General features: G+C 34.9%; 13 protein-coding genes. 4 read left to right on the top strand and 9 right to left on the bottom strand.

The features are described from left to right. Nucleotides 1-2: 2 nt before the first annotated feature. From WKK_RS05525 to WKK_RS05515, 3 genes are all read right to left on the bottom strand, one after another. Nucleotides 3-278, bottom strand: coding sequence for a co-chaperone GroES (locus WKK_RS05525; protein WP_006845122.1), 276 nt, complete (start codon nt 276-278; stop codon nt 3-5). Nucleotides 279-402: 124 nt separating this feature from the next. Continuing rightward, complete coding sequence (locus tag WKK_RS05520) at nt 403-1,041, bottom strand: HD domain-containing protein (protein WP_013989726.1); 639 nt, start codon at nt 1,039-1,041, stop codon at nt 403-405. Between the two features lie 126 nt (nt 1,042-1,167). Then, a complete protein-coding gene (locus WKK_RS05515) occupies nt 1,168-2,829 on the bottom strand; it encodes a formate--tetrahydrofolate ligase (protein ID WP_013989725.1) in 1,662 nt (553 codons plus the stop codon). A gap of 212 nt (nt 2,830-3,041) precedes the next feature. On the opposite strand from WKK_RS05515, the gene mscL reads away from it, so the two are divergent. Next, complete coding sequence (gene mscL, locus WKK_RS05510) at nt 3,042-3,425, top strand: large-conductance mechanosensitive channel protein MscL (RefSeq protein WP_013989724.1); 384 nt, start codon at nt 3,042-3,044, stop codon at nt 3,423-3,425. 77 nt (nt 3,426-3,502) lie between these two features. Here mscL and WKK_RS05505 read toward each other — a convergent pair whose 3' ends face one another. Together WKK_RS05505 and WKK_RS05500 are read right to left on the bottom strand one after the other, a co-directional pair. Beyond that, on the bottom strand, nt 3,503-4,120 hold the full coding sequence (locus WKK_RS05505; RefSeq protein WP_013989723.1) for an ECF transporter S component: 618 nt from the start codon (nt 4,118-4,120) through the stop codon (nt 3,503-3,505). A gap of 39 nt (nt 4,121-4,159) precedes the next feature. After that, nucleotides 4,160-5,350 (bottom strand): aminotransferase class I/II-fold pyridoxal phosphate-dependent enzyme, encoded by a 1,191-nt coding sequence (locus WKK_RS05500; protein WP_013989722.1) that lies wholly within the window; start codon nt 5,348-5,350, stop codon nt 4,160-4,162. 110 nt (nt 5,351-5,460) lie between these two features. Between WKK_RS05500 and WKK_RS05495 the strand changes: the two genes are divergently transcribed. Continuing rightward, nucleotides 5,461-6,204: a M15 family metallopeptidase gene (locus tag WKK_RS05495; RefSeq protein WP_006845116.1), complete on the top strand. Its 744-nt coding sequence runs from the start codon at nt 5,461-5,463 to the stop codon at nt 6,202-6,204. A gap of 180 nt (nt 6,205-6,384) precedes the next feature. Here WKK_RS05495 and ntdP read toward each other — a convergent pair whose 3' ends face one another. The 4 genes from ntdP to WKK_RS07010 form a co-directional block, all read right to left on the bottom strand. Beyond that, nucleotides 6,385-6,936 (bottom strand): nucleoside tri-diphosphate phosphatase, encoded by a 552-nt coding sequence (gene ntdP / locus WKK_RS05490; RefSeq protein ID WP_006845115.1) that lies wholly within the window; start codon nt 6,934-6,936, stop codon nt 6,385-6,387. Between the two features lie 205 nt (nt 6,937-7,141). Beyond that, the gene (locus WKK_RS05485; RefSeq protein ID WP_013989721.1) at nt 7,142-8,323 is read right to left on the bottom strand and encodes a site-specific integrase; all 1,182 of its coding nucleotides are present in this window, start codon (nt 8,321-8,323) and stop codon (nt 7,142-7,144) included. Nucleotides 8,324-8,655: 332 nt separating this feature from the next. After that, nucleotides 8,656-9,261: an SAV1803-related protein gene (locus tag WKK_RS05480; protein WP_013989720.1), complete on the bottom strand. Its 606-nt coding sequence runs from the start codon at nt 9,259-9,261 to the stop codon at nt 8,656-8,658. 674 nt (nt 9,262-9,935) lie between these two features. Next, a complete protein-coding gene (locus tag WKK_RS07010; protein ID WP_013989719.1) occupies nt 9,936-10,646 on the bottom strand; it encodes a helix-turn-helix domain-containing protein in 711 nt (236 codons plus the stop codon). A 143-nt stretch (nt 10,647-10,789) separates the two neighbouring features. On the opposite strand from WKK_RS07010, the gene WKK_RS05470 reads away from it, so the two are divergent. Then, nucleotides 10,790-10,999 carry a helix-turn-helix domain-containing protein gene (locus WKK_RS05470; protein WP_013989718.1) on the top strand — a complete coding sequence of 70 codons (210 nt, stop codon included), beginning with the start codon at nt 10,790-10,792 and terminating at the stop codon, nt 10,997-10,999. 24 nt (nt 11,000-11,023) lie between these two features. Continuing rightward, on the top strand, nt 11,024-11,623 hold the full coding sequence (locus WKK_RS05465) for a Rha family transcriptional regulator (protein WP_158306225.1): 600 nt from the start codon (nt 11,024-11,026) through the stop codon (nt 11,621-11,623). The last annotated feature ends 25 nt before the right edge of the window (nt 11,624-11,648 follow it).

The raw sequence follows: 11,648 nt of genomic DNA, 5'->3' as shown, positions 1-11,648 counted from the left end.
TTTTATAGGATGGCCATGATATCGCGTTCGTGCAAAACCAAATATGTTTCACCATCATTTTTAATTTCTTTACCGGCATATTGGTCATAAATCACTTCATCCCCAATTTTAACGGACTTAGGAGCTTCCAAATCACCAACTGTAGTTTCAGAAACTGCCACTACTGTTCCAGTAGCAGATTTTTCTTGCGCATTTGAAGCGATAACGATACTACCGACTGTTTGTTCTTTTTCATCATTGACCTGTAATAAAACCCGATCTCCTAATGGCTTTAACATGATATGATTTCCTCCTTTATTTTTAGCACTCATTGTTGTTTAGTGCTAATCAACACTTACTATAATACCACATTGGATAATTTTTTCAACCAAATCCAGAATTAAATCATAGTTTTGTAACCGATTACTTATCCCCGTTAATCTCAGCTGTAAATTCATCAAGATAGAAACGCATAAAAGCAGTCCGCCGGGCAGCAAGTTTTTTAGCCGTTGCTGTATTCATTTCGCCTTCTAACTTTAACAGCTTTTCATGAAAATGATTTATCACTGTACTGTGCTGCCGGTATTCCGCACTGGTCATATTTTCTCGTACTGCTTCATTGGGATTATACATCAAGTTATTGGCATGCCCTCCATAAGTAAAAGCTCTTCCAATCCCAATCGCCCCTAGTGCGTCCAGGCGGTCAGCATCTTGAACAATTTCACCATCTAAATTCAGCACATGATGTTGTTCCAAATTTTTAGCAAATGACATATGTGTAATAATATCTAAAACTTCTGCCCGCTCATCATCTGCCAATCCCCATTCCCGCATTTTAATACGTATTTCATCAATCATTTCATTGATATTATTCGTTAATTTTTCATCAATTAAATCATGTAACAAAACCGCAGTCACAATTACATCTCGTTTAAAGCCCTCTTCTGACTGCATTAATAATTCAGCATTTTGTAACACCCGCTCTAAGTGTAGATAGTCATGTCCCGAAAATTCTTGGCTTGTAATTTCACGGACATAATCTTTAATTGCTTCAACCTTCATCTAGACCTACCCCTTAAATTTACTATGATCGTCAAATCATAATTTCCACTACCAAATTATCAATATGCTTCAGTTCTTAGAAATTAATTTTGATATCATTTTAAATTGACAATAGAAATGATATGGCTAATCTAAACCAGTAATCACACCATTTTCATCAATATCAATCCGATTAGCTGCAGGTACTTTTGGAAGACCTGGCATCGTTAAAATTGATCCTGTCAAAGCTACAATAAAACCAGCTCCTAGTTTTGGAACTAATTCACGGACATGAATTTTAAAGTTTTTCGGTGCTCCGAGTGCCTTTGGATTATCTGATAGAGAATACTGGGTTTTAGCCATTACAATCGGCATTTTATCCCAACCCAGTTGCTTAAATTGTTGAAGTTGTTTTTGTGCTTGATCAGATAATTCATAATCAACACCGCCATAAATCTCAGTAACTAATTTTTCAATTTTTTCTTCAAAAGTATCCTCTGATGCATAAAGTGGTTTAAATGCACTCTCAGTTTCTGTCGCTGCTGCTACGGTCTGCGCTAATTCAATCGCTCCAGACCCTCCTTGCCCCCAAACATCTGCTACCACAGCTTGTGCTTGATGATTTTGCACAAAGTTCTTTATCAAATCTAATTCTGCTTCAGTATCATCGGTAAAGCGGTTAATTGCTACGATCACTGGAGTCTGATAACGTTGCATTGCCTTTAGATGTTGACCTAAATTAGCCAAACCAGCTTCCAACATTTCCAAATTTGGTTGGGTTAAAGTATCTAAACTCTGCCCACCATTGTATTTTAAAGCCCTAACTGTTGCCACTATAACAATCGTATCGGGAGTTTTTCCTAGAAGCGGTACCTTAACATCAAGGAATTTTTCACCCCCTAAATCAGAACCAAATCCAGCTTCAGTCACAACATAATCAGATAATCGTAAGGCCGTTTTAGTCGCCAAAAGCGAATTAGTCCCTTGAGCAATATTGGCAAAAGGTCCTCCATGAATCAAAGTCGGCGTGTGACCCAAACTTTGAACTAAATTAGGCTTAATTGCATCTTTCAACATTACCGTTAAAGCTCCAGCCACTCCCAAATCATCTACTGTTACTGGCTTATTATTGATATCGTATGCTACTACGATTCTTTTGATCCGTGCTTTAAGGTCCATAAGGCTCGTTGACAAAGTCAGAATGGCCATTAATTCGGATGCTGCCGTAATATCAAATCCATCTTCACGTGGGACACCAGAAGTTGGTCCACCCAGACCAATTGTAATATGACGTAATGCCCGATCGTTTACATCTAAAACACGCTTCCAAATAATTTTCCGCGAATCAATTTGTAACGGATTACCTTTTTGTAGGCTGTTATCGATTAAAGCCGCTAACGTATTATTAGCAATCGTTAAAGCATGAAAATCACCAGTGAAATGTAAATTAATATCAGCCATTGGAATAACTTGAGAATAACCGCCCCCTGTGGCACCACCTTTCATTCCCATGACTGGCCCCATTGATGGTTCACGTAGCGCTACCATAGTTTGATGATCAGTTAAATTTAAAGCATCTGCCAGTCCAATCGTTACCGTTGATTTACCTTCCCCTGCCGGAGTGGGGCTAATTGCCGTCACCAAAATTAATTTACCTAGTTCTTGTTTCTTTTGCTTTTCATTTAATGTGATTTTAGCTTTATAAGGACCATACATTTCTAAGTCATCTTCACTTAGGCCCACCTTTTCAGCTACTTTTTGAATCGGCCAGATTTCAGCCTGTTGGGCAATTTCAATATCAGTTGTCATGTTTTAAACCCTCCAAAATATTCGTATCTTCTTATATCCATTTATTATCATTATAGATGACTTTGAATAAATTGAAACGCTTTCTTCTTCTCCCTTATTTTTTATTTTTCTCATATTTATTAAATTTATATTTAATATTTATGATAAAAGTTGTTTGTTAATTTGAGCTTTAGTAAGATTAAATTAATAATTTAATTTTAAGGAGTAGGTCAATGCTTAAGGAATTTAAAGAATTTATTTCACGTGGTAGTGTTTTAGACTTGGCTGTTGGTGTCATTATTGGAGGTGCCTTCACAGGTCTAGTTAAATCATTAACTAATAATTTAATTAACCCAATTATCGGACTATTTACTGGTCAAGTTTCAAGTTTGGACAATTTAAAATTAACCATTACAGATAACTTAGTTTTGAAGTATGGAGCCTTCTTGGGGGACGTGATTAATTTCTTAATTACTGCCTTCGTAGTGTTTTTGATCATCAAGTTCTTAAATAAAGCGTTACGCAGAGATAAATCTAAGGATGAACCTGAAGTAGTTAATCCCGAAGTCGAAATGTTAGCTGAAATTCGTGATCTTTTAGCTGATCAAAAAAAGTAATATTTATTTAAACGCAATAAAAAAAGCATCCCTAAGTCCATTTTATGGACTAAAGAGATGTTTTTTATTTTAATTTCTTAATGATTAGCTAATCGAGCCTTTTCCATATAACGTAAAACTGGCCAGCCGACCAACATACCTAAGAGGCCATCGACAACGATTTCAATCAACACATTTACTCCTGCAATCGAAGTAAACATCCAAATAATTCCTACATGGTTAGGCAAACCAGCCACCGTTGTATTAAATATTCTAAAATGAATCCAGGTTAGTGTAATGACTAATCCTGTATTTATGATAGCAGCCAAGGCCCCTAGCATAAACATCAAAAAAGGGGATGTTTTATGTTTAGAATTATTGATCCATTTTAAATAAATCAGACCTATAATAATACCCACTAGCATTCGTGGTAATAGTGCTGTAATTGGATCTCGTAACATTAAAGATCCAATTCCAACCGGTAAAGTCCATGCATGATAAAACGAATATAGTCCCATCACAGCCCCAAGCAACCCACCGACTTTAGGTCCCAATAACATCCCACCTAATGCTACAGTAAAAGGTATTATTGTGACACGGACCATTGGATTAATCGGAATAAATCCCATCCATGGAACCATACACTGTAACAAAATAATGGCCATAAACATTGCCGTTAAAACTAATTGGCGCGTTGATCGTTTTTTATTTGTCATGTATTTTCCCTCTTCCAAGTTGATAAAAGTTTTTACCTTTTACCGACTGGCCCTTTTTTGATCAATCCAGGCTGCCATTCGTTCCATTCCAGAAGCTAAATCGTCATCATTAGCAGCATATGAAATACGAATGTATTCAGCCGTTTGATCTGAGAAGGCGATTCCTGGTGCAACCCCAACTCCACCTTCAGTGGCTAAAGCCCATGCAAAATCCAATCCATCCACTCCAGCTGAAAAATCTTCTGGAATACGTGCAAAAATATAAAATGCTCCTTGTGGATTTCCTACTTTAAAGCCCATAGCGGTCATTTTTTCAACAACAAAATCCCGACGACGTTGGTACACCTTCCGCATCTTAGCTGGTGCATCTTTAGCTTGCGTTAGAGCTGCAATTGCTCCATCTTGAGTAACCTGTGGTAAGGCGAAAGTTAATGTATCATGGACCTTTGAAACTTCTGCAATAATTTCAGCACTTCCAATTACAAATCCGATTCGATAACCAGTCATGGCATGTGATTTTGACAAACCAGTAATCATAACTGTTTGCTCTGGTAATAACTTCATCATTGAAACATGCTTAATATCATAAGTTAATTCCGCATAAATTTCATCTGAAATAACCCAAATATGATGTTTCTTAAACGTTTCTGCCAATGCACGTAGCTCCGTCTCAGTATAAGTAGCACCAGTTGGGTTGCTTGGATAATTAAACAAAATCACCTTCACAGGGAAATCTGCACTAGCAATTGCATCGTCCACCATTTGAGGAGTTATTTTAAACTCACTCTGTGAAGTATCTACTTTCAACATTTTTCCACCAATAATGTTGATAGCAGCATAATATGGTGGGTATGCTGGTGTTGGAATCAACACGCCATCACCAGGGTTCAAAAGTGTTTGGAACAATGCATAGATCGCTTCTGTGACTCCTGAGGTTACTACCACATTTTCAGGGCCTTGGAAATTTAGATCAAATTTTTCATTATAATTATCTACAGCAGCTTGACGGAGGACTAAATCGCCTTCGGCTACAGCATAGTGTGAATGATTATTCTTAACTCCATCGATAACAGCATCCTTAATCGAATCTTCAATGTTAAACCCTGGTTCACCAAAGGTTAAGTAAACTAAATCTTCGATCCCTGCTATTTTCTTTTGAAATCCAGTTAAGCCATCAATCGTCATTGCTTGGACGGTTTGGTTAATTGGTTGAACAAATTCTTGACTCATTCTTAAAATTCCTCCAAATTAATCCGCTATTTTCTTCTTGAATGTATTAGAATAATAATAGCTAATATGTTTAAAACATTATACCGTAAATTTATCAAAAGAGGGAAACCATGGGAAAAAATATACAAAATAAAATTCCAACCGATCTATCCGAATGGGACTGGTCAACGGCCTTAGATCCGGACATCAAAGATAACAATGAGCCACTGGTTCCATTAGGCCTTTTACCTGAAAAAATCATTGTACAACCTGCTTATTTCATCCAAAATCTTTCTGGAGCAATGTCAGAATTATACGCCCGGCAGACTGTTCAAAGTAAATTAGTTCAAGCAGCTAATTTGCTCCCAGCTGGATACAAATTAGTTATTTTTGATGCTTGGCGTTCCGTTTCAACCCAAGCAGCCCTATTTCACTCTCTTAAACGTAAAATTGCCCGCACCAACCCTTCTTGGACGAAAAATCAGATGATTGAAAAGACATTAGAAACGGTCGCTCAACCTTCCCGTGATCCAAAAAAACCTTCTCCCCATAATACTGGTGGATCTATTGATCTAACAATTGTTGACGATCAAGGTGTTATGTTAGATATGGCCTCTCCATTTGATGACTTTAATGATAGCTCAAAAACTAATTATCTCGAGCTAAAAGCTGAACTCAATCAATCTGAATTAAAAGCACGTGATAATCGCCGTCTTCTATATCATATTATGACTGAGGTTGGGTTCACAAACCTATCAAATGAATGGTGGCATTATGATTATGGTAATCAAAATTGGGCTAGTTGTAGCCAGCAAGAGCACGCACTTTATGGAGCAACAAAGCCATTTTTTCCATGGGTTACCATCCTTGATTAAATTTTATCGCATTTAAATATAAATAAATAGAGTATGATAAAAACATTCCTGTATTATAGTTTAAATTAAAGATAAAACTAGTTAAAAAATTTGAACCAAATTAATAAAAAGGCCAGGACAATTTCCTAGCCTTTTTATTAATATATTTTTGATGCACTATATTTTAGTTGTAGACCAACATTAACGATGGGCTCGATTTTTAATCTCCTGATACCGTCGATACCAAAGATCAACATATCCTTTAGAAAAGGGGCCTTCTTGCTGTTGAATCCAATCAACTAAGATCTTCACATGCTCACTCAAAATAAAATCAACCTCATTGGAATAATTCCATTTTTCACGATGAGCCTGATATTCATCAGCATCTAGTAACCGCTTTTCACCATCTGGATAAACTTTGATATCCAAATCATAATCGATATACTTCAGCGCTTCTTTATCCAGAACAAATGGGCTTGCCAAATTACAATAATATGACACTCCATTATCTCGAATCATTGCCACGATATTAAACCAATACTTACGATGAAAGTAAACAATTGCCGGTTCGCGGGTTACCCAACGTCGACCGTCATCTTCAATCACCACTGTATGATCATTAATCCCAATAATTTCATTCTCACTGGTTTTTAATACCATGGTTTCACGCCAAGTACGGTGTAGACTTCCATCGTGTTTATAGCTCTTTATCGTTATATAGTCACCTTCTCGAGGTAGTCGACTATTTCGCATAACTTTAATTATCTCCTTCGCCACAGCGACGAACTTCGTTTAAAATTATACCACGCTTAATCAAACTTTGCTTAAGTTATATCGTCAACGTATCAATGGCTTAATACCAACGTTTAAAATAGTTCGACAATCGAACAAGCACGGTCAAAATCGTGTTTATTTAAACCTAACCTAATAACAACTGAAATAATTAGGTATAACTTACTTAATAATTTTCTTTAACATCGCCCATAATATTGCTGAACACGTCCGCTACTTCTCTTCTAGCCTTTGGCGTAAGCTCCGCATATATATTTGCAGTGACAGCTATATCTTTATGCCCTAATCTGTCAGACACCTTCTTTAAATCCATGCCACTAGATATTAATAAACTAGCGTGTGTGTGTCTAAGTCCATGAATATTTAAATATGGTAACTTTTGCGTATTGTTGCAGTTGTACCATTCAAGAAATGATGCAAATTGACTATACATTTGGTTTCTAAGCACATCAAATACAAAACTTTCATCGTTAATAGGTTGTCCCTTTAACATTGACTGTTGTGCCTGAACGTAATGCCATGCTTTCAACTTATCAATTACCACATCATCAATATCAATGTACCTAAAATCATCCCCATTTTTAAGACCTTTTAAATAATGATCCTTACCATGTCCATCCAAGGACATACGACCATTAAGCAACAATTCACAACGTTCAAAGTCTACATTGTTCCATTTAAGGCCACATAATTCTCCACCACGCATACCAGTTCGCAACAATACAGTAAATAGTGCTAGAAATTTATCTCCTCGTTGATAATATTCATTTATTCCGTGTTCAAACATTTTAGCTTGTATTTCGTTATAGAAACGCACTTCACGCCGTGGAGCTTTTTTAACCCTTACCATTTGAATATGTTCTAATGGATTGCTATCACAGATTATATGTTCACTATCCACTGCGTATTTAAATACACGTTTAGCATATCCTAACATCTCTTTTGATTGTGTATATTGAGGTATAAACTTATTTACTTTATTTTGAATATCAATCCTAATAATCCTATCTAACCTCAAATTACCAAATAACTTAGGTTTTAATAGATGATTTTTAAAATGACGTGCCACTTTATCTTTAGTCGATTGTGCAAAGTTTTGGCTTTCGTAAAACTTCCACCACTCTTTATACGCCTCTTCAAACGTATATGGTTGTGGTTGCAAGTGTTCTAGTTCCTTTATAACGATCTCGCCACGTTCAATAGCTTCATTTAATTGTTTCTCGATCATAATAGCACTGGTTTTACTGTCAGTGTTCCTATACTTATATGTTGTATGACCAGTTACTTCATCAGTCCCAACGTACACACGTACTTGATATTTACCATTTTTTAGTTTTCTAATACTCATAATTTTTAAGTCCTTTTCCAGACATGCCCGCCAGCTATGTATTGGATTAGGTTTTTCTATGTGTAGTGGTTTTGGCACTTGAAATGCGTAAACCTATCGAGTATTAAAAGCTATGGTAAATATTTTTACGTCGCGTTAAGAACAATGTTCTTATCATCAATTAATATGTAATCTAACTTTCAAACTTAAAACAAAGTCGCAAATTAGCTCTTTAAAATAGATTGAGGGAACGTCCCGCTTATTTTTAAATAAACGTCATATATTGCATTTACGCACCAATTTATAGTTACTAAACTTTAGAAATAATGTAATGTACTTACATGGTTTAAACATTAATAAATTAAACTTTTTTGATAAGTAATATCAATTTCTTCTTGAGTTATTGGGTATCTAGAAATTAAAAAGTCATCTAAATGTTGAACAAATTCTTCCGACGTATTTTTATCCATATATATTTTATTAAAACAATTTACTTGCCACTGAATATTAGGTCGCTCTTCTTTTACTAGCCAATTAATAATTTGTGGACGAATATAAAACGTATATCCTTCTATCCCCAACTGCATGTTATTTAATTTATCAATTTTATTTTTATCTTCTATAGCAATTAAAATATGTAGAATTGCATGCTCAACAAGGTCACAATATACTAACCTATCTTTAGTCTGATATTCAAAAGGAATGTTAAAATCTACAATTGCCCGAGCATTTGATATGAGAATCTGTTTGTCTTCATCTATATGATGGCAATACAATCCTTCGCTTGTTCTTGAAATTTTTCTTTTTGTTGGTGCTTTTATTTCTCCTCTTTTAAATCGATTATAAGAAACCTCCGAATAATACGAATCCACTGCTGGTCCATATTTTTCAAGTAAAAAATCTACAACTTCTAAATAAGTTTTCTCCAACAAGTTTTTATAACTATCTTCTTTATTCATAAATAAACTCCTATTTTATAATTTTTTAATAAATATTTTGTTACTTGTATTAAACTAACTATATATTTGCCTGCGTTAAATTGCGCCAGCGACGTGAGACCAAATGTGGACTTACGTGAGTACAAATGTGTACCGACCTGAATTAAAACAGATACAAGGGAGTAGATTGAACCGACACACTTAAACCCATCGAAATCGAGGGGTTTAATAAATAATCAAGGGTTATCTAAATAATACATCCCCTTTGATGACGTCGCCGACCGCTACCCCATCAATTTAATACATGAGTACAAATCTCTGCCGATCTGAAGAACTAAAATAGTGCCACAGATATAAGGGTGTAGATTATACCGACATCCCCTTTTTAGGGGCTCCCAAATCTCCTTATATAATTAACAGTTGCAAATTATGAAGCCGTCGTTAAATACTTGCTTGAGGGGATGAATTTAGATGTTTTAACCGTCAAAAATAATACGAAACATTTATAAACTATTTTGTTCTGTTTCAGTTCAATGCAAAACATTTACGAACTATGTCATGCCCATAAGTGGGTACGTAGTTATAAATACACAGCATCTCCACAAGTGGCGACAACATCAACGAACGTACTTTTTTTAGGCACGACCGTTGTCCTTAATTGGACAACCGTAGTTATGCTAACGCTTGTTAGACTACTAATCTAAATTATCCTTTATTTTATCTAATTTTTTCATTCCCAAATTATTTTCTTTATTAATATTTGTTAATTCCTCTATTTTAAGTATCAAATCAAATTTTGCAGAAGATATTTCTTTTATTTTTTCGTCATCCCAATTTTTAAAACCATTAAATTCATTTAATTTAAGTACAAGTACACTAATTATCGTATCAATAGATATTAATTCATGCATTTTGTACCTATCTTCAAAATTTAACTTAGAAACTTCTTCTAATATATAATAACCACTAACATCCCTACCAGTCATTTTATACAATGCAGCTATTTCATCTTCTAAATTTATATTCGCAGCTTCTTTTTCAGCATTCTCAAATGCTACAGTGTGATCTTTATTGCTAAAATCCTTTACTATTAGGTCAACTAGTTCAGATTTACTAGCATTTTTTCGAATTAGTTCGTCCAATCCTTTTGCCAATTCATCATCATGCTTTTTTACAACTTCCTTGGATTTTTTAAAATCACTAACGCCCTGCAAATAACCAATATCAACATTAAATATATCAGCTAAAGCCTTCCAAGTAGTCAATTTTGGATCGTGAGTACCAGTTTCATAATTATTTATTGTAGCTCTACTAACGCCGATTAATTTCGCCAAATCATCAATGTTCATCTTTTTATTTTTGCGTTCTTCTCTAATACGATTAGGCGCTTTTTTTATTTGTTTCATAGTAGTCAAAGTTTTCTCCTTTTGCTAATCATTGTATATATTTTAACTCATTTTGTCCAGATTGTTGACAAAGTCTAGAATCTAGATTATTATCTTAAAAGAAAAGTATAGAACTTAGACAAAAATTAAAGAGGTTAATTAAAATGCAAGCAATTATTACTGATAAGCAACAAAAAGAACTCTTAAAATTACAAGCATTAAATCGTATGACTCGTACAAGCCTAGCTTTAAAAATTGGAGTTTCCAGAAGCACCATTCAAATTATCTTAGATGAGGCTACACCATTTGCCGTCCACTCCAAAACATTTACTGCTGTTAATAACTTCTTAATTGAGGAGTTATCCAATAAATAAGGAGCCGTCATGAACGAATTAGTTATGTACAGCAATCCCACGGACGGAATTTATACCACGCCAGAAATCATCGCAGAATATACAAATATTCAAGTTGAATCAATTAATAGACTTATTAGAAATCATAAATCTAAGTTAGAAGCATTTGGAGTTATGAGATTTGAAATCCGTAAACCTCTAAAAGGCTCAAAAGGTGGTCGACCTACAAAACATTATTTTTTAAATGAACCACAAGCAACCTTATTAATTACATTTCTAGATAATACTGATACGGTTGCCACTTTCAAAGAGAACCTTGTTCATGCTTTCTACGAACAACGAGAAGAACTTACAAATGCTCGTATCATGTTAGAACGCAATCATAAAACTAATAAGGACTTAGGCGAAACTATTAAAAATTGTCTACCTGATAACCCTCATGCCTTTTCTAACTATCACACCCTTGCTTACATGGTTGTAACTGGTTTAACACCTAAGCAGTTCAGAGAAGCACGAAACGTTACAGACGCTCAAGATGGGCTAACTGCTAATGAATTAAAGCAAATGGAACTAATCCGTAGCACTATGGCAGGACTAATTGAATTAGGTAAGTCATATCAAGAAATAAAAGAAATTGTTCAATGATTAAAATTAGGGGATGTGCATCCCC

Origin of the sequence: Weissella koreensis KACC 15510 (genome assembly GCF_000219805.1) — a bacterium.
Lineage (GTDB): Bacteria > Bacillota > Bacilli > Lactobacillales > Lactobacillaceae > Weissella > Weissella koreensis.
This window is presented reverse-complemented; position numbering and strand designations above follow the sequence as displayed.

Excerpts from the sequence above, each read along its gene's own strand:
- WKK_RS05480 (WP_013989720.1), bottom strand. The coding sequence starts at position 9,261 with ATGAATAAAGAAGATAGTTATAAAAACTTGTTGGAGAAAACTTATTTA.
- WKK_RS05465 (WP_158306225.1), top strand. The coding sequence starts at position 11,024 with ATGTACAGCAATCCCACGGACGGAATTTATACCACGCCAGAAATCATC.
- ntdP (WP_006845115.1), bottom strand. The coding sequence starts at position 6,936 with ATGCGAAATAGTCGACTACCTCGAGAAGGTGACTATATAACGATAAAG.
- WKK_RS05525 (WP_006845122.1), bottom strand. The coding sequence starts at position 278 with ATGTTAAAGCCATTAGGAGATCGGGTTTTATTACAGGTCAATGATGAA.
- WKK_RS05515 (WP_013989725.1), bottom strand. The coding sequence starts at position 2,829 with ATGACAACTGATATTGAAATTGCCCAACAGGCTGAAATCTGGCCGATT.
- WKK_RS05505 (WP_013989723.1), bottom strand. The coding sequence starts at position 4,120 with ATGACAAATAAAAAACGATCAACGCGCCAATTAGTTTTAACGGCAATG.
- WKK_RS05520 (WP_013989726.1), bottom strand. The coding sequence starts at position 1,041 with ATGAAGGTTGAAGCAATTAAAGATTATGTCCGTGAAATTACAAGCCAA.
- WKK_RS05500 (WP_013989722.1), bottom strand. The coding sequence starts at position 5,350 with ATGAGTCAAGAATTTGTTCAACCAATTAACCAAACCGTCCAAGCAATG.
- WKK_RS07010 (WP_013989719.1), bottom strand. The coding sequence starts at position 10,646 with ATGAAACAAATAAAAAAAGCGCCTAATCGTATTAGAGAAGAACGCAAA.
- WKK_RS05485 (WP_013989721.1), bottom strand. The coding sequence starts at position 8,323 with ATGAGTATTAGAAAACTAAAAAATGGTAAATATCAAGTACGTGTGTAC.
- WKK_RS05470 (WP_013989718.1), top strand. The coding sequence starts at position 10,790 with ATGCAAGCAATTATTACTGATAAGCAACAAAAAGAACTCTTAAAATTA.
- WKK_RS05495 (WP_006845116.1), top strand. The coding sequence starts at position 5,461 with ATGGGAAAAAATATACAAAATAAAATTCCAACCGATCTATCCGAATGG.
- mscL (WP_013989724.1), top strand. The coding sequence starts at position 3,042 with ATGCTTAAGGAATTTAAAGAATTTATTTCACGTGGTAGTGTTTTAGAC.